This window comes from Paenibacillus shunpengii (genome assembly GCF_042684905.1).
Taxonomy (GTDB): domain Bacteria; phylum Bacillota; class Bacilli; order Paenibacillales; family Paenibacillaceae; genus Paenibacillus; species Paenibacillus shunpengii.
Map to the genome: position 1 here is coordinate 240,733 of NZ_JBHUMJ010000011.1, position 24,517 is coordinate 265,249.

The following is a 24,517-nucleotide window of genomic DNA, read 5'->3' on the forward strand; positions in this document are numbered from 1 at the left end:
AAAAAGAGCCTTAATTCGTTTAATAACGAACTAAGGCTTCATTAAGGCATACGGGCTTTGCTATTGTACCGGTCAAGCGCTTGCTGCTGAATAGCAATGGCCTGCTCCATATTCATGGATTTCAGCTGCTGTATATAGCTCTCAAACTCGGAGAGAGGCTCAATGCCCATAATCATCTTGAGAGACACTTCGTCGACATGCTTGTTGACCTCCTGCATAATGGCGGACAATTCCGCATTCTCTATCTCCGACTTTGGAAGTGCAGGCAGAAGGTGAAGTGAAGCATCCGTATCCGCCCAGATCTGAATCGCCTCCTTCTGTTCAGGCAATGTGTAATACTGCTCCAAATAACGAATGTCCTGCACGAACGGGCCAAAATAGCTGGCACGGGTGTACATCGCGAGCGCCTGTGACGGAGAGAGCTTATCCTTATTGTTCAGGATGAGATCCGTGTATGTCGGATATCCATCGATCATCTCATAGCTCAAGCCTTCAATTCCAAAATTAAACAGCAGATGTCCTTCTTCTCCATATCCGTAATCCAGCATTCGGATCGCAGCCTCTGCATTCTGAATGCTCCCTGAAAGTGCTACACCGCCGCTGATGCCCACCTCAGGAGCCAGCTGCCCGAACTTGGGGCGCATCCCTTCATGTAGGACGGGGTAAGGAGCGGCGATGAGTTCTGCGGAAGGATTCACTTCTCTGATCTTCGGAAGCCATGTCCCAATGCCCGCTCCTGCATTCCATATCGCTGCTCCGCTCCTCTCCATCGTCATGTTCATATCCTGGGTTTCGGTATCGGTTGTTGCAAAATGCTGGTCAATGAGACCTTCTGCGTACCAGGATCGAAACAAAGCCAGGAACTCCTTGTATTCCGGCTCCATCGGACCGAATTTGACGACTCCGTCCTCCATATAGAAGCCTTTTCTTATTCCGTAGGCTCCCACGAAGCCCCCGCCCTCAATTCCGGATAAAGGGTTTGAATTACCAAGAATCGTAAGCGGGGCGGGTACTCCTTTTTGCTCTTTGAAGGCGGTTAGTACGGTATGCCACTCCTCAATGGTCTTCGGGACAGGCAGCTTAAGCTCATCCAGCCAATCCTTCCTTATAATAGGACCCTGATAGGTACGCAGCTTATCCTCTGCCTGAATGAACGGAAAGACGTAATAGCTTCCATCTGCCGTCTTGATTTGACGATCGATTTCAGGGTGGTCTTCTAGAAACTGTTTGAAATGGGGTGCATGCTCCTCGATGAGCTCATTTAATGGGAGGATAATGCCGTCATGAATCGCCTTCTCTGGTCCTCCGGGATAATTCATCCATTCATACTCGATCATATCCGGCAAATTGCCGGATGTGATCATCACATTAAACGCCTCTTTACCTTGATTGAGGGGCGGATTAATAAATGTAAGATTCACCCCTGTTCTCCGCTTCCACTCTTGAAAGAAAGGAATATCCTCCAGATTGGATTTGATACTTGCCGCGTTATTGCTTAGACCTGCCCAATACGTTAGATCGGCCTCGTCTTCCAGTACATCATCCGAATCCGTATGCTGAAATTCGGCCACACTCAATAGAGAAGATTCGTTTCCCCCTGTATTCATACAAGCCGACAGCATGAGCATGGTTAAAACAGCCAGAGCAGCGATCCACCCTCTCTGATATCGTAGGAGCCGGCATCCCATTCATAGGCCTCCTTTCTAATAGAGCTCTTTATATTTGCCAGGCGTAATCCCTTCATACTTTTTGAACACCCTGATAAATGTTGCGGCATCGTTATATCCTACATGCTTGGAGATTTCATTGATTGAATCCTGCTTGGCAGTCATCATCTGCTTGGCCTGCTCGATCCGATATTTGTGAATGCAGTCAAGCAGGCCTTCTCCTGTATGTGTTCTAAACAGCTTGGACAGATAGCTCCCCTTGAGCTCAAAATGCTCTCCAATTGAATTAACATTCAAATTCATATCCTGGTAATTCTCTTCAATGTAGCTCGTAACCTGTGCCGTTAAACGCACCAGGCTGTCTTCTTTCTCCTGCGTAATGCCGTGTGCTCGCTTGGCTGCAGCATAAGAGCAAACCTCCTTTAACAATGACTCCAGCGCTTCACGCATTTCCTGAAGGGTATCACAATCGGTAATGTGTTCAATGAAGCGTGGATTGCGCTCCACGATGCTCTGATCCACCTCGTTAATCGCCTTCATCATGGTAGCTGCAAGGTTATACATCAGACACCGGGCAATCGTTAAGGACATAACCGGCTTGTTAAAGTTGCGGTCCGTTATTTCTCTCATATAATCGGTTGCCTGATCTAATTCCCCGGCTTTGATCAGATTAATCAGCTGCTGCTCGACCTGAAGCGGATAATAGTAGCCGTATTGATCTTCCAGGGCACCTTCTACCCGGATATTCTCATGCTGAATGATTCCGCTCTTGCCAAGGACCATCTTATATTCCATTGCATCCACAGCCTCTTGATAGGCTGTAGCTATTCCAATCCATGAGCTGTGCTTCCCACTGATGGAGACGGTTATTTCCATCTCATACCGATGAAGGAACTGCTTCGCTTCTGACGCAATGGCATGGAGATCAGCCGCCGCCTCACAAGAATCCGCTTTCAAATTTACGAGGCACACCATCATATCATCTACCTCGGCTACGTATCCAACATGCTGATGCGTATGCACCAGCTCCTCTACCACATTGGAAACAATCAGCTGGATGAGCTTTCTTCGTTCGTTGATATCAATACCCGGCAGCTTCTCATACAAATTCTCTTCATTTTCTACATCAAACAAAATAACAGCAAAATCCTGCGATTGCAGCGGCATGTGAAAGGAACGAAAGGCATCCTCATACGGGACAAGTGTATCGGGTCTGCCCTTCAACAGGCGATTGATCAAGTTGGACCTGAGCACCTGTTCATGCTTGTGCAGCTGCATGCTGATCTCATCATGCTTCGTTCTCGTTTGCAAGACTGCCTCCTGAATAAAACGCAGCTCATTGCCCTCCTGGAGCTCCATCGTTCCAGTATGATCTGTCAATGCACGCACCAGCTGCTGAATCGGCGAATAATTCCTTCTCATAAAAAACCAGGTGATGAGTATCGCACTGATGATGCTCACCGCGATGCTGATATACGTGAAGCTGCGGACATACTCGGCTTTTTCCCAATAGATCCGGCTTGGGATGATGAGCGCATATTTTAGGTCCGATACGGCCGATGGAATGTAGAATATTTCTGATTCCCCCTCTGCTGTTGCGGATAGCTCTACCCGCTGCCCCTTCAGGAATGGAGCAAGCTCCGGTGCATCCGGACGGGTGGACATAAGCACCTCATTATTGTCATTCAGAATGAGCAGCAGGCCTTCATTGAAGCCGGCAATGCTCTCCAGCGGCTTCTGAAACCGGGTCATATCGGCCATAACGACCACGCTTCCGGTATCTCTCCCATTCAAGCCCTTAGGCAGATGTGTTATGTAGGCAATGGATGACGGCAGCTCCGTATTATTTAAATGGGGCAGTACCGTGAACCGGTTTGAGCCGGGAAGCTGAACGGTATCTTTCCATTGCTCATAGGTGAGAGTCCCTGTATCATGCAGCGTTCTAAATGCGGTTTCCATATCCCGGACATTCCCGGAACGGAGGACAGAATGATCGCTGTCCCGGACAATGTAGAACTCGTCGATTGAGGCATAAGATGTCTTGTACAGCTTGAATTGCTGAACTAATTGATAGGAAGTATAGGAAGATTCCTCAGGAGAAATATTGGAGTACATCAGTGTCTGCAGGTTCGAATTCCAGGTCATCTCCATACTCAGACGCTTCATCAGATCAATCTGGTTATCGATCGTATATCTGACTTGCTTCAGAAGCGAATCATTCGCCCGGTCAATCTCGCCCTTCAGTGTATCGCTTGCCTGAAAGTAAATGACAAGACTAATGATGATCGGTATAAAAAGGACTGCCGTGTAAGAAACAAGCCAGGTGACAATGATGCTTTCACGCTTTTGCCACAAATGTTGAATGTTCCTCAATAGTCCATCACCCTATTATTCGTTTTTTTGTGAAGTTCCACTGACTGTGGATTACATTATAACGAAACAAGGCCAGGGACGGAATATACAATAAGTACAATATCATGAGCAAAACGTACAATCCCTTGGAGTCATGATGAAAAAAGAACGCAAACAGCCCGAAGGGCAGCAGCAATACTGTCATTCGGGTGTTGCGCTATATTGTGCTGTATATCCAGTAATGCTAGAATATCCGATGCTTCCAGCCATTCAGCTTGGCGGTCGCCTCAACGAAGAAGTAATCTCCATAGATGAGCGACACGTTGACATTCTCATCCGCAGGACGGTTTCCCGTCCCCTGCAGAAGCATTCCTTCATGAGCGGTGTTGTCCCATGTTCCGTAAGATTGATATAGAGAACCGAGGATATGTTCAGCAGCTGCACGATATCCTCTCCCCTGGGTGTCTCCAAGATGTCCCGCCAGATCGATGAGACCCGAAGCCGCACAGGCCCCTGCCGAACTGTCCCTCGGAATACCACCTTCCTCTTCATCCGCTCTGAAGTCCCAGTAAGGAACCCCATCCTCCGGCAGATGAGCGATGAAGAAATGGGCGACACGCTGTGCAGCGCGAAGATACGTCTCATCACCTGTATGAGTATACGCATTCGTCATCCCGTACAGCGCCCATGCTGCTCCCCGGCTCCAGGCCGACTCCTGAGCTGCCCCTTGGCCGCCGATTGCATCTACCCGCTCTCCTGTCTCCGGGTCAAACCGGACGATGTGATAAGTAGAGCCGTCCTCCCGGATAAATTGTCTCACGACCGTATCCGCATGTGCTCTGGCCACATGCATGAATCTTGGATCGCCGCTCTCCTTCGCAGCCCAGAACAACAGAGAGAGGTTCATGGCGGTATCGACGATCGACCATCCTGTCTTATCCGCTCTCCAAGCTCTAATAAAATTCCCCTTCAGATTGAACCTTCCAGCGAGGAAATTGGCTGCAAACAACCCCCGCCTTGCTCCATCCTTGTCGCCTGTAATCTTGTGCTTGATGACCGCTGTCGGTAGAAACTGAAAGCCCACATCATGATCATAACGGTTCTCCGTCAGGAACAGCTGCTCCATTCGTTCATCCCAGCTCCAGGCGGCATCCTTGTACCGCTGCTCACCCGTCATATCATGCATAATCCACAGAATACCCGGCCAGAAGCCGGACGTCCACCAATCCAGTCTCGTATCATCGTAGATGCCGTCACTCTTCGCCACATGAGGACATTTGCCAGCCATCCTGGGAAGCACCGCATCGACCTTTCTACAGATTTGTTCCCATACCGCCTGATTTGCAGCTGTTTGCAATTGCACCATGAACAATCCCTCCATCCGCTGAATTTTTGGATACTAGCCTTTAAGCGAACCTACCATGACGCCTTTGACGAAAAAGCGCTGCACAAACGGGTACACGCACAGAATCGGTACTGTTGCGACGATAATTGTGGCATACTTAATCGTTTCCCCAATCTGAAAACGGTCTCCGGCTGAAGCTCCGGTGGACATGCTGTCTGTTGAGTTGGCAATCAGGATCTCCCTCAGCACCAGCTGGAGCGGGAACAGCTCCCGGCTCTTAATGAACACCGATGCATAGAACCAGCCGTTCCATTTATCTACGGCATAATACAGAATCATAACGGCAATGACCGGCATGGACAGGGGAATGATAATGCGGAACAAGATGGTAAAGTGGTTGGCACCATCAATTTTGGCCGATTCCTCCAGACTGTCCGGTATGCCCATAAATGCCGTACGCATAATGATCAAGTTAAACGTGCTGATGCTGAACGGTATAATGGTAGACCAGAGCGAATCCAGCAGTCCGACGCCCTTGACCACAAGATAGAGAGGAATCAGCCCGCCGCTGAAAAACATCGTAAATACGATCAGGAACATAAACACCTTGTTCCACATCACATTTTTGCGTGACAGCACGTACGCCCCAAGAGAAGTCATCAGCAAGTTCACGGTGACCCCCACCACGACAATGAACAGCGTATTCCGAAACCCGAGTCCAATCCCCGGGTTAGCAAGCACGCTTCGATAAGCATCCAGATTAAAGCCTAGCGGCCGCCACAGAATTCCGTCATTCTGCAGCAGCTTCGCCGCATCGCTGAAGGAAGCGAATAGTACATAGAGCAAGGGATACAGTGTTGCCGTAACCAGCAACAGCAGGAATGTATAATTGATGAGATCAAAGATCCGGTCAAACCAGCCAGTTTCCTTTTTCATATCGCTTCACCTCACCATAGGCTGTTATTACTGACTCTTCGGCTAATGTAGTTGGCTGTCACCAGCAGAATCAGATTGATGACGGAGTTGAACAAGCCCACCGCTGAGCTGTAGCTCCATCCGAATTCCAGAAGCCCCTTCCGATAGACAAAGGAGGAGATGACATCGGCTGTCTCATAGGTCACCGGATTGTATAGCAGGATAATTTTTTCGAAGCCGACATTTAGAAGATTCCCCATCCGGAGGATGAGCATAATCGTGATCGTAGGCAGAATGCCGGGCAGGGTAATGTAGAACATCTGCTTCAAACGGTTCGCTCCGTCAATGCGTGCAGCTTCATACTGCTCTTGGTCAATGCTTGTAAGTGCCGCAATGTAGATGATGGATTCCCAGCCGATCCGCTGCCATATTTCGGACAGAATGTAGATCGGCCTGAACAGCTCAGGCTTCTGGAGCATGGCCTGCCCATCATAGCCAAGCCACATGAATAATCGATTGATCAGACCATCCGCATTTGTAAAATCCGTAATAATTCCACAGATCACGACCAGTGAAATAAAATAAGGCATGTACGTAATCGTCTGCACGACCCGCTTGAACCGCCGCTGACGAACCTCATTTATGAGCAGAGCAAGCAATATGGGCATCGGAAATTCAAACAACAGGGAGTACAGGCTGATCAGCAGCGTGTTCTTTAGAATCCGCCAAAAATAGTAGCTGTCAAAAAAATCAATGAAATGCTTCAGACCGACCCAATCGCTGCCGAGAATGCCTTTAATGGGTGTATAGTCTTTGAAAGCAATGACTGCACCGTACATCGGCGTGTAATGAAAAATGAGATAGTACGCGACGACCGGAAGCATCATGAGATAAAGGTATTTATTCAACATGAAATCCCGGATAAACCGGCTTTTGAAAGATCGGGAATGGTCCATGGGGCGGTTTAGTCACCTCATTCTTTTTGAGAGTTTATTGATCTATTTGGTTAACGGTTGTTGTAGCGCTCCAGTGCGGCCATTTGAATCTCGATCGCCCGATCCAGGTTCAGCTGCTTCATCTTCGCTACATAGCTCTCGAACTCATCTACAGGGTCGGTTCCGAGAATGATCTTGATCGTCATCTCGTCCACAAGTGTATTGATATCATTCATAATTGTGGCATACTCGGAGCTCTCCTCCGGGTTCGGCGTAATCGGCGGCAGACTGTACTTCTCTGCATCTGTTTTACTCCAGATTTCTATCGCTTCACGCTGTGTCTCAAGTGCAAGATACTGCTCTATATAGCGTCTATCCTGGACAAAAGGCCCGTTGTAGCTGCTTCGTGCGTACATGGAGATGGCTTGAGCCGGTGCCAGATTGTCCGGGTTCTTGAGCAGCAATTCCGTAAACTGCGGGTATCCGTCTTCCGTCAGATTATAGCTGACACCTTCCTTGCCGAAATTGAAGAACATATGCCCCTCTTCACTGTATCCATAGTCGAGCATCTTCACAGCCAGCTCTGGATTCTCAGACGTTGAAGTAACAGCAACCGTTCCTTCCGACGAATATGCCTGATTTCGCTGTCCAAACATCGGCACCTCGCCCTTGTTTAGGACGGGATAGGGGGCAGCAGCAAGCACAGCGTCCGGATCATTCGCTTCAACGAGCGGCTGCCACTTCCCGATGCCTCCGCCTGTATTACCGACCGTGGCTCCCGTCTCACCGGAAGCCATATTGCTGTCAATCGCTTTCAAATCTGTCGTCGCGACGTTCTTGTCGATCAAACCTTCTGTATACCAGCTGTTGAATAAGCGAAGGTACTCCTTGAAGCCCGGCTCTGCCGGTCCAAATTTCACCTGTCCATCCACCTGATAGAAGCCTCTCGTGACACCGAATGCACCTAGAAATGCACCATTTCCTGAATCATTAAAGAACCTCGGTTTACTGACGACTGAGAAAGGAGCAGCAGCACCCTTCTGTTCTTTGAAAGCGCGCAGCGTCGTTGTCCATTCGTCAATCGTCTCTGGAATGGGAAGGCCCAGCTCATCGAGCCAATCCTTACGTATGATGGGCCCTTGGAATACACGCAGGTACTCGTCCTCTCTAATGAACGGAAAAGCATAATAACTGCCGCTATCCGTCTTCACCATCTTGTCAATCTCCGGATGCTCCGAGAGGTACTTCTTCAAATTGGGTGCGTACTTGTCAATAAGCTCATTCAGCTCAATAATGTAACCGTCTTTGATCGCCTTCTCTGGACCCCCCGGAAATCCGAGGAAATTATACTCAATCATGTCTGGCAGATCCCCGGAGGCAAGCATGACATTGAGTGCCTCTTGAGCCTGTCCGGATGGAGGCGCGGTATAGGACAGCGGAACTCCGGTTGCCTTTTGCCACTCCTGAAAAAAAGGAACTTCATCGTGTGTAGCCTTGACTCCTATGAGGTTCCCTGGAAGCTCGCCCCAATAGGATAACGTCACATCGGTTTCGATTGGATATGTCGTCTCTTCCGTGACCACCGGAGCTTCTTGATCTCCTTCATTGGGTTCCTCCGCACTTCCTCCATTTCCAGTACAGCCGATCAATAAGGATGACATCAGCGCCATCACAAGCGTAGAAGCAAACCAACGTTTCATGTACCCAACCCCCACTTTGATTGAATTGAATTGCTGTAGTGACAGATTAATGGATGAAAGCTAGAGCGCGATATGTACAAATCATCAAATGGAGTGTTTATTTTGTTCAACGGAACTGACCATTTCGCAAATGCAATAGACAAAAACGCAAAAAGCGATGGAATGGCTCCTTCGAGAATACCTAGAGGTCACCTAAATTTGCTTCCAAGCGCAATGTTTCTGGCTAACGCGCGTTTCTATCAGGTGCCGGGTGGTAATAATTGAGAAATCGGAACATATTAGGCCCGTACTTGAATAGGAGGATTTGAATATATGAATGACATGAATCAGGAATTTACTGCAGCAGAGCTGCCGAAGAGCCGGGAATCGTTATGGCGTGGAACCGTCTCTCTGCCTTCATTTGAACGATTGTCTGAGAACCTGAACACAGAAGTAACAGTTATTGGTGCCGGTATGACGGGGATTACTACCGCATATCTTCTCGCCAAGGAAGGCTATAAAGTTGTCCTTATTGAGGCAGGCTCAATCCTGGATGGAACGACAGGTCATACGACCGCGAAGATTACTTCCCAGCACAACCTGATCTATCACGAGCTCATTCAACACTTCGGCCATGAACAGGCCAGACTGTATTATGAGGCTAACGAGGAAGCACTGCGTTTTATTCGAAGTGTCATTACCGAAAAAGAAATCGACTGTCAGCTGACGGAAGAGGACGCGTATGTCTATATTCAATCGGAGAATGATCTAAAGAAGCTGAAGGACGAATTCGATGCCTATCAGCAGCTGGCTATTCCCGGTGTGTGGCATGATAAGCTGCCGATTCCGGTACCGGCTGTAGCGGGGATCAGTGTGCCGAATCAGGCACAGTTCCATCCACTCTCTTATCTCAAGAAGCTGGTTGAAGAGCTGATTCACCTCGGCGTTAAGATCTATGAAAAAACGACGGCTGCTGACCTCAAAGAGGAGGATAACAAGGTGACCGTCATGCTGGAAAGAGGCGGACATCACATTACAAGCGAGCATGTGGTCGTGGCAAGTCATTTTCCGTTCCATGATCCACGTATGTACTTTGCCCGTATGCATGCAGAGCGCTCCTACGCCATTGCTGTGGAGCCGGAAACGGAGTTTGAGGGCGGCATGTATGTAAGCTACGACAAGCCGGAGCGCTCTGTCCGCTCTGCACTGTACAATGGCAAGAAGCTCCTCGTTATTGGCGGAGAGAATCATAAGACGGGTCAGGGAATCAGCACGCACCAGCATTTTGAGGAGCTGGTTCGGTTTGCCGGACAGCATTTTGGTGTGAAGAAGGTCCATTTCCGGTGGTCTGCACAGGATCTAGTCACCATTGACAAGATGCCGTTCATCGGGCCAATTGGCGGAGCTTACGAAAGGGTGCTGGTTGCCACCGGCTTCCGCAAATGGGGAATGACGACGAGCACCGTTGCCGGCAGACTTCTGACGGATCTCATCGTCGGCCGCCACAATCCTTATACAGAATTGGTTGATCCCGGCCGGTTCAAGGCAGATCCTTCGATCAAGAATGCATTAAAGGATAATCTGGATGTAGCCAAGCATCTCATCTCGGGCAAGCTGGGTCTCGTTCACAAGAAGATTGAGGATATTCAGCCTGGTGAAGGTGCTGTTGTACGAAATGACGGCAAGCGCGCGGGAGCCTATAAGGACGAATCCGGAACACTGCATCTTGTCGATACGACCTGTACCCATCTGGGCTGTGAGGTGGAATGGAACTCGGGCGAATGCTCGTGGGACTGCCCTTGCCATGGCTCGCGGTTTGCTTATGACGGATCTGTGCTTGAGGGACCTGCAGTGGAGCCTTTACCTAAACTTGATGCACATCAGGCCTAGCGGCTTGTTCAAAATTTCTGGATTGCCTTGTTTCTAATAAGCGAAATCATGGTAGATAGATAGCATGAACTTAAGTGAAAAAAGCTTAAGTTCATAATATCAATAGATAGCATGAACTTAAGTGAAAAAAGCTTAAGTTCATAATATCAATAGATAGCATGAACTTTTTCAGCTTATGATTAGGAGGCATTTCATATGGATTTACAAACTGGCAAACTCTATTGGCCTGCTACGGTGAGCAGTCCTCCCATCTATCCCCCGCTCACCGAAGATATTCAGTGCGATGCGCTCATTATCGGCGGGGGCAGTTCAGGCGCCCAGAGTGCGTATCAGCTTGCGAGGCAAGGCCTTCATGTCGTCGTGGTTGATAAACGAACGATTGGAGGCGGAAGCTCAAGCACCAATACGGCACTCATTCAGTATGCCGGTGACAAGATGCTTACAGAGCTGGCAGCAGATTTTGGTGAAGAGAAGGCTTCGGCTCATCTGAAGCTCTGCAGACAAGCCATTGACGACATTGAGCAAGCCTGCAGTCAGCTGCCGGATGCAGCTGATTTCGTTCGCAGAGACAGCCTGTACTACGCCTCATCGGAAGCTGATGTACCTGCACTTAAGCAGGAGCATGCTCTACTGAAAAAGCACGGATTCGATGTGTACTTATGGGATGAGAACCAGATTGCAGCGAAATACCCCTTCCGTAAATCCGGCGCCTTGTATTACAGAAACGATGCGGAAATGAATCCGCTGAAATATATTTACGGTTTGTTTGAAGAAGTCAGAGGGATGGGCGGCAAAGTTTACGGAGGAACCGAAATTACCGGCAAGAAGTTCAGTTCAGATGAGGCCGTCTTCTATACTAAGAGCGGACACCAGATTCGCACCAAGTATGTCATCATGGCAGCCGGTTACGAGCAGATGGAGCTGACGCCTAACGCCAATGCCACAATTACCAGCTCGTACGTTGTCATTACGAAGCCTGTTGCTGATCTAAGCAGCTGGTACAAGCGAACGCTTCTATGGGAAACGGCTCGTCCATACATGTATATGAGAACAACACCGGATGATCGAATTATTGTCGGCGGCATGGACCAGGAGACGCATCGATCCGTGAGCAGGGATGCGCACATTGAGTCCGGACGAGATCAACTGATGAAGAATCTGTCCGAGATGTTTCCTGAAATCAAGACCGAACCGGATTACGTGCTTGGTGCCTTCTTTGCCGGAACGCTTGACGGTCTTCCGATGATTGGCCGAAGTGATGAGTACCCGAACTGCTATCACATCATGGCTTATGGAGACAATGGGACGGTATACAATATGACCCTGTCCCGCATTGTCACCGACATGATAACGAAGGGCAGCAGTCCTCACCTCGACTTGTATCTGCGCTCGAAGCCGCCGCGTAAGCAAGCCCAGTAGTAATCAACCGAAAGTAAATAGACCGCCTGCAGCTGCTTGTCCAGTCAGCTGCAGGCGGTCTTTCTTTTGTGCCACACATGATCCCACCTTCGACGGAAGTTTTAGTGCATGATGTGGTTCTGCTCCTGATCTCTATTTTCATCAATGTAGTCCCATTTTTTAAGTTTAAGCATATATGACATTCGAATTAATGCCCGGACCAGCATTTGAATACTTCCCAGTATAAATAGACAGGTACCGATCAGCTTAACTTCCGGATAGAACAAGCAGAAGCTGCCGGCAAGAAACAAGAGTGATGTGGCAATTTCGCTAATCATATGCGCGATTTCATAACGATTGCGAATCTGAAGTCTTTTTCTAGATCGGGGTGATCTTCTACGATAGAAATGGAGACCTATCCTTCTTTTCTTAGCATGCTTCTTCTGGGAATGCTCCTGTTTATGTGAGCTGGGCTCCTTCGCCTCTTGATGGTTGTGATTCATGTACGATCCTCTCCTTCTCTGCTTTCCTTACCCGTAGGGGAGAGTTTCAAACGGATGAGCCGCTTCATAAATTTCACTACCTTGCATTATTCAGTACTGAGTGTTAATATTTACCTGTTCACTACTATATAATAAACAGTACTAATCTAAATTTAGTAATTATTTTTAAAATGATGGCCACAGAAAGGAGACCCGAATCTGGTTGAATGTGAATATCCAATTTAAAAAAGGCGCATTAGAGCTGTGCGTTCTTGTACTGATTCACCGTAAAGACCGTTATGGATATGAGCTGGCTCAAGCCGTATCCAGGCATATTGAGATTGCAGAAGGCGCCTTGTATCCCCTGCTTCGCCGATTAGTCGCAGATGGATACTGTACTACCTATCTGCGTGAATCTAACGAGGGGCCTCCGCGTAAGTATTATAGTTTAACGGATTCTGGACTTGCCTATATGCTGAATTTGGAGCTTGAATGGAATGTATTTGTGTCCAGTGTTACCAATCTACTGAAGGAAGGATATAGCGAATGAACAGACGTATGTTTATGACGGCTCTGGAACGCGAGCTTAGACTGCTTGACAAAGGTGAACGGATGGAGCTGTTAAGTGATTACGAGCAGCATTTTGAAATGGGCTTGGCTGAAGGCAAGACGGAAGAAGATATTTCTAGAGAGCTGGGTCATCCAAGAGAGCTGGCGCTGGAAGCCCTCGGTGATCGGTATGCTCCCCCAGCACGGGAGGCCGCTTCACCTAGGTTCAATTACAATAACGCCTATGGTACATCTAACAATGCAGATGTGCCATTCACAGCGAGTATGCCTTATATGACAGAATCGAGATCAAGCCACCGCGCTTTCGGCAGCTTTTTCTCTGCCATCGGCATGTTCTTTCTGAATCTTATCTTTGCCCTGCCGATCTTTGCAACCATATGGTCCGTGTGGCTGGCTATTGCCGTAACATCAGCCGCTGGCGTTCTGGCTCCATTCCTTGCCCTGGCCGACTTTATGTTCCAGGAGAAGCGTGTGATCTGGGCTGAAGCGTCCGTTAGTATCGCCATGCTTGGCATAGGTATCCTGCTCGGCATTTTCTCGCTGTGGGCCGCCAAGAAGCTCGGAATGCTCACACGGAGTTATGTAAGCTGGAATGTCAAAGTGGTGAAAGGAAGGAACCAATAATGAAGAACTGGTTGAGATTTGGCATAGCCTGCATTGCTGTCGGCGTTGTCGGCATGTCCATATTCGGTTTTGAATTTGGAGATGACCGGATTGCATACGAGAAAGAGCTCGCATTTCCGGAAGCAGGCATCCATTCACTTGTAATGCGGACCGATAGCAGTACGAATATTAAGTTTGTACCGACTGAGGAGGATCAAATTACCGTATTGTTCACAGGCAAATGGCATCAGGATGCCATAGATCGAATTGAACAGACCGCGCCGGAGGGCAGCACACTTACAATGGATACGACAGCGGAGGATTCTTTTCAATTCCTATCCTTTAATCTGGATTTCTCAGACAATCATATCGAGGTTCGGATGCCCTCAGACAAAATACTAGTTGAGCTTATTGTTGACAATATATCAAGCAGTAACGATATTACCGGAGTCAAGGCACAGCATGTTTCTATTTCATCAACCTCAGGCGATTTCGAGCTCGAAGATGTTCAAGCCAGTCAACTGGCCGTGAGTCTCTCTTCAGGCAATCTGGATATGAAGAATGTCATTGCCAAGGACAGTGCAAGCTTTGAGATGATCTCTGGAGATATTGAGCTTGAGGACCTCACTTCAAGTCAAATTGCAGTAAAGCTCCAGTCCGGTAGTATAGAGGCGGCGGCAATACAGGGTCAGCTGGAGGTCAAGTCCACTTCCGGGGATATTGAAATTGACGATCTGCACGGAGATGCCAGCATTGAAGTACAGTCCGGGAATGTGGAAGTCAGTCAATCGGTGATCGGCAACTTAGATATCCGGGCTGTATCCGGCGATGTGGAGGTTATAGCAGCACCTGATTTTGCCGGATTCTATGATGTTCAGGCCGTATCTGGAAGCATCCATGCTCCCGAATCACCAAGAACCGGAACAGAGCTGATTAAAGTGCGCACCACTTCCGGAGATATTCAAATCGAACAGCCGTAAGCTTCAATTAACTTGCATTGAGGCCCGGCAAAAAATCCATACTATATGAATCCACTTCATGAATCAATTCATGATAGCAAGGGAGAGATTAGGTATGGATTTGCAAAGTGGTAAATTATATTGGCCTACAACTGTTGTTCAGCCTCCTTCCTATTCCAGGCTGGAAGAGGATATATCCTGTGATGTACTTATTATTGGTGCAGGCAGCTCAGGCGCACAGTGTGCCAATATTCTGGCTGGACACGATCTATCTGTGGTCGTGGTTGATAAAAGAAAAGCAGGTGCAGGCAGTACCAGCACCAATACGGCACTGATACAGTATGCAGGCGAGAAGAGCTTCGTATCACTGAGCAACTCCTTCGGTGAAGAGATCGCCGCACGCCATCTCAAGCTGTGTGAGGCGTCCATTAACGATATTGAGCGGGTGTGCGCTCAGCTGCCATTCGATTCAGAGTTTATAAGACGAGACAGTCTGTATTATGCAAGCTGCAAGGAGGATGTCCCTGCCTTAGCGGAAGAACATGCCCTCCTTCAAAAGTACGGGTTTCAAGTTGATCTGTGGAATGAGAAGCATATTTCTGGACTCTACCCTTTTCAAAAGGACGCTGCGCTCTATTATCATAATGATGCCGAGATGAACCCTTTAAAGTTCGTTTACGGGCTTCTGGAGAACATCAAATCTCAGGGAGGGCGCATCTATGAAGAGACAGAAATTGTAGGCAAACGTTTTGAGCAGGATTACGCTGTCTTCTATACCAAGGAACGCCGTAAAATTCGTGCAAGGCACGTCATTATCGCTGCCGGATATGAGGATAAGGATTTCAAGACGGAGAAAAATGCCACTCTGACCAGCTCATATGCTGTCATAACCAAGCCGATTGACGATTTCACCAGCTGGTATAAACGTACCTTGATCTGGGAAACCGCGCGTCCCTATGTATATATGCGTACAACTGCGGACAATCGGATTATTATCGGAGGTATGGATAAAGACACGACCTATACGGCAACAAGGGACTCCAAAATCATGGCAAGCAAGGACAAGCTGATTCAGGAATTTAACAAGCTGTTCCCTGACATGAATGCAGAACCTGAATATTTTCTCGGAGCGTTCTACGGAGGCACGCATGATGGGCTGCCCATCATCGGTCAATACGAAGGTTATCCACACAGTTATGTCATTATGGCCTATGGAGATAACGGGACCGTATACAATGGTGTCTTAGCCAAAATTGTCTCTGACCAAATCGTTACAGGATCAAGCCCTGACCTCGATATCTATCTGCAGAACAGACCGTTAGCCGCCAACTAAGTCAGTGCTTTTTACAGTCCAATATATCATTAGTCAACATCAAAGGGAGACATGCATCATGGATCTGCAGAGCGGCAAATTATACTGGCCAACCACGGTCCGCAATCCTCCTGTTTATCCGTCTTTAGCAGAGGACATTCAGTGTGACGTTCTAGTGATCGGGGCGGGAATATCAGGATCTCTATGCGCCTATCATCTTGCTGAGCGGGGGTTAAAGGTTGCTGTCGTAGACAAACGCAGGATCGGAGAAGGCAGCACAAGTGCCAATACCGCTGTTATCCAGCTATCAGGTGAGAAGAGCTTCGTGACACTGGCCAACCACTATGGTGAACAGATCATCGCGCGGCATATACACCTGTGCTGGCAGGCGCTGAATGAGCTTGAAGACATTTGTACGAAGCTGCCGATTAATGCACAGTTTGTTCGCAGAGACAGCCTGTATTACGCTTCCTCTACAGAAGACATTCCTTCCATTCATAAGGAGTATGACTTCCTGAGCAGGCTTGGACTTCCAGTCGAGTTGTGGAATAGGGAGCAGACCAGAGCTGTGTATCCTTTCGACAAACCGGCTGCACTGTACAGCTACAACGAGGCAGAGCTGAACCCGCTCAAATTCGTGTATGGATTATTGGAGAGGGTGAAGTCTCTCGGCGGCTCCATTTACGGTGAAACAGAAATTACAGGAAGAAGAAAGGATATGAAGGAAGCTGTCTTTTATACGGCTGCTCCTCGCCGGCACCAGATCAAGGCCCAGCATGTCATTATCGCTGCAGGGAATGAGAACCGTGATTTCCAATCGGAGAAGAATGCCGATATGATCAGCTCCTACGCGGTAATCACCAAGCCAGTGCCTGACCTCTCCAGCTGGTATAAGCGCACATTAATCTGGGAAACCGCACGTCCTTATGTCTATATGCGGACAACACCGGACAATCGCGTCATCATTGGTGGAATGGACAAAGATACCACCATCCCTGAGGCCAGAGATACCAAAATCATGCGGAGCCGGGACAAATTGATGGAAGCCTTCCACAAGCTGTTTCCAGATATCCCGGCAGAGCCTGAATATTGGCTTGGCGGCTTCTTGAGCGTAACGCATGACGGTCTTCCCATGATTGGCCGGTATGAAGCGTATCCGCACTCTTATATGGTAATGGGCTATGGCGACACAGCCATACTATATAATGCCGTCTTATCCAGAGTATTGGCCGATGTCATTACAGAGGGCTCAAGTCCAGACCTCAGCATCTATCTGAACACCAGACCTCTTCATACGGATTAACACCAAAATAAGCAGGGGGCAGCCATGAACGAAAGATAGAGTCCGTGGCTGCCCCCTGCTTTATTATTCCTTTAATGTTAGGTCGTTTCATTCACTGAAATCGATGATCGTGGGCATTACATTAATAAATAGTCGGCACCATACCCCCATCCATACGGATCGGCGAGCCTTTAAATGCAGAGGCATAAGGACTGCATATAAATGCAGCTAGTCTGCCAATTTCCAGCGGTCTGATAAATCGCTGAATCTCCGATTGGGGCAGATTTGACGCCATAAATTGTCTCTCCTTTTCCGAAAAAGACATCTTATCGTCAGCATAAATCCCCTCGATGATCTGCTGCACATTTTCGGAGAGCGTTGGTCCCGGCATAATCGTATTGACTGTTACTTCAGTGCCTATCGTTAATTTGGACAGACTTTTCGATAAGGACAGCAGCATCGATTTGGTCATGCAATACTGCGGCATCTGACCTGAAGGCATCACGGCCTCCTCACTCGCAATAAAGATCATGCGTCCAAAATTATTTTTCAGCATTTGAGGTAAATAAAATTTAGACAGGCCGTTGGCTGCAAGTACATTTGTACGGAAATATTTTTCCCAAGTTGCGTCATCCACGTCCTCATATTGCATAATTTCATAGATCCCCATATTGTTAACCAAAATATCCACATGTGGATATTTCTCAAACAGAGTCTCTCTTTGTTTCATATCTACCATATCGGCAGCCGCATTTTGAGGAGAAGTCGTTGGAAATTGCGACCTAATTTCGTTAACGGTTAGTTCTACCTCTTCGTAATTTCTTCCATTAATAAGTACATTCACGCCTTCTCTAGCAAGTTCAATAGCAATGGCCTTCCCTATACCTTTCGTTGAACCCGTGATCAAAGCTGTCTTGTTGTGTAATCCCATATCCATAATGCATTTCCCCTAAAATTGTGGTGACATAGACTCGCAAATCCATCTATGCGATAGGGATTATATTACCTTATGAAGTTAGTCATGCATCTAGCTCATGGCGTCAAGCTTCTTGCATTACACGCCAATAAATATCTTCTTCCCGCCATTTAGATATTCGGAGCGCCAATGAGAAGGGGTGTCCCCTTCCCATTGACGGAAAGCGCGATAAAATGAATTCTGGTCCTCGTATCCAACCAAGAACGCCACTTCTTTGATCTCGAGCGAGGGATCGGCCAAATATTCGATTGCCTGCTCATGTCTCGTTTGCGTTAATAGCACCTTATAACTCGTACCTTCGTCAGTAAGCCTCCGCTGAAGTGTTCGGTCGCTCATATGGAGCTCCTTCGCCACCGTCTGCATGTCGGGCCTGCCTCCCATAAGGCTCCGTTTCATCATCCACTTTACGGTGTCAGTAAGGGAGCGGCGGTGCAGCAGTTCCTCATCCAGCGTTCGATCCATCACCGGGGTCAGGATATCGAGCAGCTCTTCGTTATATGATGTAAAAGGAAGATCCAAGTCCCGTTGCCACAGCGTAATCCGGTTTCTGTCTCTACCTGCCCGGACAGGACATCCGAAATAAGCTTCCAATGTCTGCACATTACCCATGGGCTGTACAAATTCAACGCAGCGTGCTGTCAATTCACGCCCTGTTCCCCGGCGCCCCAGCTCCAGAAGGTAGGCTAGCGTAATACCCACCAATACCGATGGACCAGGCGCGTCCGTATGCTGCCACTGCAGCTCGACAATGCAGTCCTCTTCTGCCTCGGTAATACGCAAGCCCTCAGGAGGACACATTTGTTTGTACCTTGCCATGCGGTATAGAGCATCTCGATAATTGCGGGCATGGTATGTCGCCAACACAGCCGGCGGATATTGTGCGGTTTCGAAGGCTTGGGCAAGTCCAATGATACTTTCGGCAGTATCCCCTGCTAGATCGGAATAAGCCTGCCATATTGCAAAGTACTCGCTAGTGGTGACTTTTGGCTCAGTGATGACCGTAAGCGGCAGTCCTGCTCTGCGAGCTACATCCAGAGGAGCAATTCCTAACGATTTAAGTCCGGACCAGAATCCCGATGGAAATTTAATATGCGCAGCAGTTTGTGATGTCATATACAAGCCTCCTTTTAACTACTGGTTTGGATATATACACATGTATTAATATGGGTTTGCAGTTTAAAACACACATCAGCATACTCTCAAGTCTATTCCTATGTCTACTTAAGCCTAATTCCCTCCCATCAGCTGAGCTAGCACTAATCCTTCTAAAAAAAGACACAAAATTGTCACTTATGAAGCAAGCTGCGTATCATATATCATAACCTTTATGTTGTTCTAAAAAAGGAAGGATGTATGGAATTGCCTAGTAATAAAAAAGAAGGAATGATCTTTGGACTGTTTATGTGTTTTGGAATGGTCCTGATCATGTCACTGTATAACACAGCTTTAGTCGGATTCTCCACATTTCATATCCAGACGTTTGCCATTCAATTTGTCATAACCTTTATTGTCGCTTTTCTCGCAGAGTCTGTCGTGGAACCCAAGGCGCGTAAATTGGCATTATCTCTGCCTTATGATAAATCGAAGCCCATGAACATCATTCTGTCCATTGCCGTGTGTATGGTCCCGATGATGGTGCTCATCATGTCTGTCTATGGCATGATTCTGAAATCCATGATGGTAGGAATCGAAGGTTCTATTTTCACAGCCTACCTCAAAACAGTCGGTCTAAATATTATCGTTGCACTCCCGGCACAGCTGCTGATTGTGGGACCGATCTCACGGTTCTTGCTAACGAAGTTTGTTAAACCAGCACCTCATCTTCAGCCGGAGTGAAGCGAATAAATAAGGAAGCAGGCTGCCCTCGGCAGCTTGCTTTTTTTAATACAAATAAAGAGGAGCACCCTCTCTTCTTCTCATCCCAGATTATACTAGACTCAGGTCCAGTATGATTCACTTTCTCAAGACCGATTACAGCTTATAACAAGTATGATAAGATTCTGGTTAGATAAAATTTAGAGGGAAGGAGTGTCTCGCCTTGAGTATTAAAAACAAAGCAAGTTTGTTTGCCCCCCTGCTCATTATCGTCGGTGTGTTCCTGCTGCTGAACTCAGGTAATCATCTCGGAACCGGCTCCATCTTCGCCTATTTCTGGCCGTCCTTTTTCATCATCCCGCTGGGCATCTTTTTTCACTGGCTATATTTCTCGCTGATCGGAAGAGGCATCGGGCTGCTTGTACCTGGAGGGATCTTGCTCGTCGCAGGACTGACCTGCCAAATTGCTATAGTAACCGACAGCTGGATCACGATGTGGCCAGGCTTTATTCTTGCAGTGGCAGCCGGGCTGTTTGAGCTGTATTGGTTTGGCGGGCGAAATAAATATTTGCTGATCCCTATCAACATTCTGACCGCCTTGTCCTTCATCTTCTTCATTGCATTCTCACTTGGCTCCATGCTGAATCAATTCTCTGTTGTCCAGCCCTTCATTGCCCTGATTCTCATCGTAGCTGGAGTATCGGTCCTGTTTCGCCGCAAAAAGAAGCCGCATTTCTATTGATGTCTGACAGATCTCTGTCCGGCTATGACTACATATAACATCGGCAAGCCTCTCCCCGTTTTAGGGTGGAGGTTTTTTGCTTTACCAAGCTTGCAGTCACGCTGCGGGCTTTTTTTCTGCAGAAAACCGTCCTTTATCTGGTGTTTTTTCTTCTAACCATCCTGTTATTCCATATAATGAGGTTGGCACCTGATCCCTCTTTGGGGTAAAATTTATATTTGGTACTTCCTACCTTAAATTTGAATTTTTATCAAGTAAACTTATAGACGAATTCATGATCAATTTGAGCTTGCTCAATCAGAAATGGTGGAAACAGAAAAACATGATGTACACAGACTGGCTATATTGGCTATTCGTACTCGCAGCAGTTGTCCTGTACTATATCAGCCCTCATCGGATTAGACCGCTTATTCTCATTGCGGCAGGGATTTCATTTTATTCCTATTATGCAGGCTCCTTTGTCCTACTGCTGCTCGCAGAGGCGATCATCGCCTTCCTGTTGATTCATAGATCCATTAAACATGGTAAGCGCCGGATCTATCCTGCGGTCATTATTCTTATCGTCCTTGTACTCGGATATTTTAAGTACGGCAGCCGGCTTGGCAGCATGGTGAACAGCTTGTTTGGATTTATAAACGAACCTTCCCTGCCTACCGTAGATGATCTCATACTGCCTCTTGGGATTTCTTATTTTACCTTTGAGCTGATTCATTATGTCATTGAGAAGAAACGTGGAAATCTGCCGCAGCATAAGCCTGTAGGCTTCCTGGCATTTCTCTTCTTCTTCCCGACGATGGTGGCTGGTCCAATCAAGCAGTTTCAGCAGTTCTACCCTCAGCTGACCGCCGCTTTTCAATGGAAGAATGTTCGAATCGGCGTCCTGCGTATCGGGATTGGATTATTCAAAAAGCTGGTGCTCGCCGCCTCCCTTGACATTCTTGCTCAGCCTGTTTATTCGCCGGAAGGAATAAGCGGCGCGGACACATGGACATTATGGGTATCGCTGATCGCTTACACCTTTGTTATCTATTTTGATTTCTCGGGCTACTCAGATATTGCAATCGGGACGGCACGTTTATTCGGGATCGTTATACCAGAGAATTTCCGTAATCCCTATCTCGCCCGCAGTATTGCCGAGTTCTGGAACCGCTGGCATATCTCGCTGGGCTCCTGGCTTACTCGTTACGTCTATTTTCCACTCGGGGGAAGCCGTGTATCCAAAGCACGGATTTATGTAAACCTGATGTGCACGATGACCGTGTCTGGAATGTGGCATGGTGCAGCCTGGCACTTTGTAGTATGGGGGATGTTTCATGGCATCATGCTCTGTATTCATCGATTCTTTATTAAGGAAATTAAGCCCCTTATGAGGCCCGTACCGGTCTGGCTTAAACCCGGAACGACACTGCTTGCCATTGGAATTACTTTTTTTGGCGTTACCCTGAGCCGGGTGTTCTTCGTGCTGCCCGTATCGGATGGAATGGATTTAATGCTAAGACTATTCGGTCTTGGCTCCTGAGAGTGAGGATGTAAGATCATGTTAAACAAGCTTCCTATCAAAAAACTGGCCCTGGCGATGCTGGCTCTCGCTGTCCTTGGTTTATGCGCCATAACCTTATGGGCCGGCAATGCTGTGGAAGAATCAGAGCAAGCGATCGTAACCTACGCTGAAAAAGAGCTAAGGGTGCCTGCTTATGATTCTATTGTATATACACCGCTGTGGATTGAGCATCTACAGGCGCAGCCGGATGACCATAAGCCATGGGTCGGACTGTTCGGAGCTTCCACCGTGTACGGAACCACCGTAAGAGACAGCAGTAACACGACCTCCGGCGTGATGCAGGTTCACCTGAACGACAAGCGTGTGCTGAACCTCGGATTAACGGGGGCTCGGCTGGCCGAAACGTATGCCATCCTCGCCTCTGTCATCGATGAGGTGGATTATGTAATCTATGAGATCAATTACGGCATACTTCCACTGACAGATAATGATCCAGAAGTAACGGTATACCCTTCATTGCTCAGCAAGCTGGATCAGAATATTCCGAAATCGTGGCTGCGTCATTCTCCTGTCAAGAACGAGGAGTCCGTACCTAACGCCGTCCACGATTTCATGACAACCGAAATATTAAGCCATTGGCCGCTGTATCATGACCGCGATGTTTTAACTTATCGCCTGCTATCTACACGTACTTCACTTGAGAAGCTGCGCAGGGAGGTAGCTGCGGAACGGAATGAAAGACAAGGCATCGTAACACCTTACACACCACCGTATACACCTTATGAGCAGCTTACGGCAGAGCAGCAGGCGGGCATCGTCAATCATTTTACCAATCTATATACATGGAGCAAGCCATTTCATGCAGAGAGCAGCTTCGGACTGACCCTAATGAACAAGACCCTCGATTTGCTGGACAAGCATGGCAAGCAGGCTGTCTTCTATACGGCTCCACTAGACAAGGATCTGATTACACGGCACAACATGCTGAATTGGACAGACTATTTTACGGTTATGGGGGCCTACCAGGAGCTCATTGAATCCCGCGGCTATCCCTTCATTGAATTCAATGCGGGAGGAAGTAACCTGATACCACATGAGTTCTATCACGACTCTTCCCACATGGTAGATGAAGGAAGTCGAATCTTCGGGGAAATCTTATACGAAAGGCTGTTGCCATATGGAATTACAGCGCAGTAAAGTGCGGACAGAGCCCAATATCTTGGATCTCATTCCCCGCGCAGCTCGAATCGCAGCTTATGGATTGATATCCATTGCGGGTGCACTTGTAATTATCGCCGTCGTGCTGGGGATCATTTTCTTCTCTGGAGAATCCACGGAATTTATTTATATGAATTTTTAACGACAACGACAAAGGTCTGACCCTGTACAATGCAGTGGTCAGACCTTTTACATGTTGATAACCTTTAATAGGAGATATCCACCTATAAGACCTAATAGATACTCACAAATTCATCCACAGGCTTTCTATATCCCCGCGGTCTTATTTTCTCCTCATCCGCTTTGCCGAGCGTAATCATCATAACGGGAATAAGGTCCTCCGGGATATCTAGCAGTGATACCAGCTGCTCATCATCGTAACCGATCATCGGACAGGTATCCCATCCCATATCCTTCGCAATCAGCATGAGCTGCATCGCTGACAGGCTCGCATTACGAATCGCCTCATCCCGCTGGAAGGAAGGCCCTCTCGTCTCATACATCTCGATCACACTGCTTGTCTCTAAGTCGTATTCTGTTTGTGTCATCATGCCAAGTGCGAGCATTCCTTCGTACAGTTGTTTCACCTGTTGATAAGCCTTGGTATCCCCGAGCACGATAATGACTGCGGAGGCGGTCAAGGTCTTATATTGACCGGATGCCTCATAGGCCTTCTGCTTGTCCTCCGGACTCTGAAGTACCAGATAATTCGCATGCTGCAAGTTAAACGCCGAAGGAGCAAATTTATTGAGCGAGAACAGCTTCTCAAGCTCTTGTTTGCTAATCACTGCTCCTTCCTTAAACTTCATAGCGGAACGCCTTTCTTTAATTACCGTCTGCAGCTCTCCCATTGTGTTAACCCTACTTTCTTAAATT

The 24,517-nt window shown here is 47.8% G+C and carries 22 protein-coding genes; 12 read left to right on the forward strand and 10 right to left on the reverse strand.

Going from position 1 to position 24,517, the window contains the following annotated elements:
- Positions 1-41: 41 nt before the first annotated feature.
- From ACFSVM_RS23070 to ACFSVM_RS23095, 6 genes are all read right to left on the reverse strand, one after another.
- On the reverse strand, positions 42-1,688 hold the full coding sequence (locus ACFSVM_RS23070) for an extracellular solute-binding protein (RefSeq protein WP_379264818.1): 1,647 nt from the start codon (positions 1,686-1,688) through the stop codon (positions 42-44).
- Between the two features lie 15 nt (positions 1,689-1,703).
- Positions 1,704-4,040 (reverse strand): helix-turn-helix domain-containing protein, encoded by a 2,337-nt coding sequence (locus tag ACFSVM_RS23075; RefSeq protein ID WP_379264820.1) that lies wholly within the window; start codon positions 4,038-4,040, stop codon positions 1,704-1,706.
- A 223-nt stretch (positions 4,041-4,263) separates the two neighbouring features.
- Positions 4,264-5,385 carry a glycoside hydrolase family 88 protein gene (locus tag ACFSVM_RS23080; protein WP_379264822.1) on the reverse strand — a complete coding sequence of 374 codons (1,122 nt, stop codon included), beginning with the start codon at positions 5,383-5,385 and terminating at the stop codon, positions 4,264-4,266.
- Between the two features lie 33 nt (positions 5,386-5,418).
- Positions 5,419-6,300, reverse strand: coding sequence for a carbohydrate ABC transporter permease (locus ACFSVM_RS23085; protein ID WP_047911344.1), 882 nt, complete (start codon positions 6,298-6,300; stop codon positions 5,419-5,421).
- A gap of 11 nt (positions 6,301-6,311) precedes the next feature.
- Positions 6,312-7,235 (reverse strand): ABC transporter permease, encoded by a 924-nt coding sequence (locus tag ACFSVM_RS23090; RefSeq protein WP_090724757.1) that lies wholly within the window; start codon positions 7,233-7,235, stop codon positions 6,312-6,314.
- A 50-nt stretch (positions 7,236-7,285) separates the two neighbouring features.
- Entirely contained in the window at positions 7,286-8,914 is a 1,629-nt protein-coding gene (locus ACFSVM_RS23095) for an extracellular solute-binding protein (RefSeq protein WP_090724759.1), read from the reverse strand.
- A gap of 312 nt (positions 8,915-9,226) precedes the next feature.
- Between ACFSVM_RS23095 and ACFSVM_RS23100 the strand changes: the two genes are divergently transcribed.
- Both ACFSVM_RS23100 and ACFSVM_RS23105 read left to right on the forward strand, forming a co-directional pair.
- Entirely contained in the window at positions 9,227-10,783 is a 1,557-nt protein-coding gene (locus ACFSVM_RS23100) for an FAD-dependent oxidoreductase (RefSeq protein ID WP_379264825.1), read from the forward strand.
- A 195-nt stretch (positions 10,784-10,978) separates the two neighbouring features.
- Positions 10,979-12,202, forward strand: a complete 1,224-nt coding sequence (locus ACFSVM_RS23105; protein WP_076314414.1) for an NAD(P)/FAD-dependent oxidoreductase — start codon at positions 10,979-10,981, stop codon at positions 12,200-12,202.
- A 101-nt stretch (positions 12,203-12,303) separates the two neighbouring features.
- On the opposite strand, the gene ACFSVM_RS23110 is transcribed toward ACFSVM_RS23105, so the two are convergent.
- A complete protein-coding gene (locus tag ACFSVM_RS23110; RefSeq protein ID WP_083656012.1) occupies positions 12,304-12,684 on the reverse strand; it encodes a YrhK family protein in 381 nt (126 codons plus the stop codon).
- Between the two features lie 202 nt (positions 12,685-12,886).
- Between ACFSVM_RS23110 and ACFSVM_RS23115 the strand changes: the two genes are divergently transcribed.
- The 5 genes from ACFSVM_RS23115 (at position 12,887) to ACFSVM_RS23135 (ending at position 17,410) form a co-directional block, all read left to right on the forward strand.
- On the forward strand, positions 12,887-13,213 hold the full coding sequence (locus ACFSVM_RS23115; protein ID WP_047911339.1) for a PadR family transcriptional regulator: 327 nt from the start codon (positions 12,887-12,889) through the stop codon (positions 13,211-13,213).
- Entirely contained in the window at positions 13,210-13,857 is a 648-nt protein-coding gene (locus tag ACFSVM_RS23120) for a DUF1700 domain-containing protein (RefSeq protein WP_076314413.1), read from the forward strand. Before ACFSVM_RS23115 ends, ACFSVM_RS23120 begins: the two co-directional genes overlap by 4 nt.
- Positions 13,857-14,816: a DUF4097 family beta strand repeat-containing protein gene (locus tag ACFSVM_RS23125; protein ID WP_379264828.1), complete on the forward strand. Its 960-nt coding sequence runs from the start codon at positions 13,857-13,859 to the stop codon at positions 14,814-14,816. Before ACFSVM_RS23120 ends, ACFSVM_RS23125 begins: the two co-directional genes overlap by 1 nt.
- 94 nt (positions 14,817-14,910) lie before the next feature.
- Complete coding sequence (locus ACFSVM_RS23130; RefSeq protein WP_379264830.1) at positions 14,911-16,128, forward strand: NAD(P)/FAD-dependent oxidoreductase; 1,218 nt, start codon at positions 14,911-14,913, stop codon at positions 16,126-16,128.
- 58 nt (positions 16,129-16,186) lie between these two features.
- Complete coding sequence (locus tag ACFSVM_RS23135; protein WP_379264832.1) at positions 16,187-17,410, forward strand: NAD(P)/FAD-dependent oxidoreductase; 1,224 nt, start codon at positions 16,187-16,189, stop codon at positions 17,408-17,410.
- A gap of 121 nt (positions 17,411-17,531) precedes the next feature.
- Here the strand turns inward: ACFSVM_RS23135 and ACFSVM_RS23140 are convergent, their stop codons facing one another.
- Positions 17,532-18,326 carry an SDR family NAD(P)-dependent oxidoreductase gene (locus ACFSVM_RS23140; protein ID WP_076314409.1) on the reverse strand — a complete coding sequence of 265 codons (795 nt, stop codon included), beginning with the start codon at positions 18,324-18,326 and terminating at the stop codon, positions 17,532-17,534.
- A 117-nt stretch (positions 18,327-18,443) separates the two neighbouring features.
- Entirely contained in the window at positions 18,444-19,478 is a 1,035-nt protein-coding gene (locus ACFSVM_RS23145; RefSeq protein ID WP_379264834.1) for an AraC family transcriptional regulator, read from the reverse strand.
- Positions 19,479-19,724: 246 nt separating this feature from the next.
- Here ACFSVM_RS23145 and ACFSVM_RS23150 point away from each other — a divergent pair, with 246 nt between their 5' ends.
- The 5 genes from ACFSVM_RS23150 (at position 19,725) to ACFSVM_RS23170 (ending at position 23,783) form a co-directional block, all read left to right on the forward strand.
- On the forward strand, positions 19,725-20,201 hold the full coding sequence (locus tag ACFSVM_RS23150) for a DUF2798 domain-containing protein (protein WP_090725078.1): 477 nt from the start codon (positions 19,725-19,727) through the stop codon (positions 20,199-20,201).
- Between the two features lie 202 nt (positions 20,202-20,403).
- A complete protein-coding gene (locus ACFSVM_RS23155) occupies positions 20,404-20,922 on the forward strand; it encodes a hypothetical protein (protein ID WP_177178720.1) in 519 nt (172 codons plus the stop codon).
- A 322-nt stretch (positions 20,923-21,244) separates the two neighbouring features.
- Positions 21,245-22,441: an MBOAT family O-acyltransferase gene (locus ACFSVM_RS23160; RefSeq protein WP_379264837.1), complete on the forward strand. Its 1,197-nt coding sequence runs from the start codon at positions 21,245-21,247 to the stop codon at positions 22,439-22,441.
- Between the two features lie 18 nt (positions 22,442-22,459).
- Positions 22,460-23,620: a hypothetical protein gene (locus tag ACFSVM_RS23165; RefSeq protein ID WP_379264839.1), complete on the forward strand. Its 1,161-nt coding sequence runs from the start codon at positions 22,460-22,462 to the stop codon at positions 23,618-23,620.
- The gene (locus tag ACFSVM_RS23170; protein WP_076314405.1) at positions 23,601-23,783 is read left to right on the forward strand and encodes a hypothetical protein; all 183 of its coding nucleotides are present in this window, start codon (positions 23,601-23,603) and stop codon (positions 23,781-23,783) included. Before ACFSVM_RS23165 ends, ACFSVM_RS23170 begins: the two co-directional genes overlap by 20 nt.
- Before the next feature lie 91 nt (positions 23,784-23,874).
- Here the strand turns inward: ACFSVM_RS23170 and ACFSVM_RS23175 are convergent, their stop codons facing one another.
- The gene (locus ACFSVM_RS23175; RefSeq protein ID WP_379264841.1) at positions 23,875-24,492 is read right to left on the reverse strand and encodes a nitroreductase family protein; all 618 of its coding nucleotides are present in this window, start codon (positions 24,490-24,492) and stop codon (positions 23,875-23,877) included.
- Between the last annotated feature and the right edge of the window lie 25 nt (positions 24,493-24,517).

Excerpts from the sequence above, each read along its gene's own strand:
- ACFSVM_RS23070 (WP_379264818.1), bottom strand. The coding sequence starts at position 1,688 with ATGGGATGCCGGCTCCTACGATATCAGAGAGGGTGGATCGCTGCTCTG.
- ACFSVM_RS23080 (WP_379264822.1), bottom strand. The coding sequence starts at position 5,385 with ATGGTGCAATTGCAAACAGCTGCAAATCAGGCGGTATGGGAACAAATC.
- ACFSVM_RS23085 (WP_047911344.1), bottom strand. The coding sequence starts at position 6,300 with ATGAAAAAGGAAACTGGCTGGTTTGACCGGATCTTTGATCTCATCAAT.
- ACFSVM_RS23090 (WP_090724757.1), bottom strand. The coding sequence starts at position 7,235 with ATGGACCATTCCCGATCTTTCAAAAGCCGGTTTATCCGGGATTTCATG.
- ACFSVM_RS23095 (WP_090724759.1), bottom strand. The coding sequence starts at position 8,914 with ATGAAACGTTGGTTTGCTTCTACGCTTGTGATGGCGCTGATGTCATCC.
- ACFSVM_RS23100 (WP_379264825.1), top strand. The coding sequence starts at position 9,227 with ATGAATGACATGAATCAGGAATTTACTGCAGCAGAGCTGCCGAAGAGC.
- ACFSVM_RS23105 (WP_076314414.1), top strand. The coding sequence starts at position 10,979 with ATGGATTTACAAACTGGCAAACTCTATTGGCCTGCTACGGTGAGCAGT.
- ACFSVM_RS23110 (WP_083656012.1), bottom strand. The coding sequence starts at position 12,684 with ATGAATCACAACCATCAAGAGGCGAAGGAGCCCAGCTCACATAAACAG.
- ACFSVM_RS23120 (WP_076314413.1), top strand. The coding sequence starts at position 13,210 with ATGAACAGACGTATGTTTATGACGGCTCTGGAACGCGAGCTTAGACTG.
- ACFSVM_RS23125 (WP_379264828.1), top strand. The coding sequence starts at position 13,857 with ATGAAGAACTGGTTGAGATTTGGCATAGCCTGCATTGCTGTCGGCGTT.
- ACFSVM_RS23130 (WP_379264830.1), top strand. The coding sequence starts at position 14,911 with ATGGATTTGCAAAGTGGTAAATTATATTGGCCTACAACTGTTGTTCAG.
- ACFSVM_RS23135 (WP_379264832.1), top strand. The coding sequence starts at position 16,187 with ATGGATCTGCAGAGCGGCAAATTATACTGGCCAACCACGGTCCGCAAT.
- ACFSVM_RS23140 (WP_076314409.1), bottom strand. The coding sequence starts at position 18,326 with ATGGATATGGGATTACACAACAAGACAGCTTTGATCACGGGTTCAACG.
- ACFSVM_RS23145 (WP_379264834.1), bottom strand. The coding sequence starts at position 19,478 with ATGACATCACAAACTGCTGCGCATATTAAATTTCCATCGGGATTCTGG.
- ACFSVM_RS23160 (WP_379264837.1), top strand. The coding sequence starts at position 21,245 with ATGATGTACACAGACTGGCTATATTGGCTATTCGTACTCGCAGCAGTT.
- ACFSVM_RS23165 (WP_379264839.1), top strand. The coding sequence starts at position 22,460 with ATGTTAAACAAGCTTCCTATCAAAAAACTGGCCCTGGCGATGCTGGCT.
- ACFSVM_RS23170 (WP_076314405.1), top strand. The coding sequence starts at position 23,601 with ATGGAATTACAGCGCAGTAAAGTGCGGACAGAGCCCAATATCTTGGAT.
- ACFSVM_RS23175 (WP_379264841.1), bottom strand. The coding sequence starts at position 24,492 with ATGGGAGAGCTGCAGACGGTAATTAAAGAAAGGCGTTCCGCTATGAAG.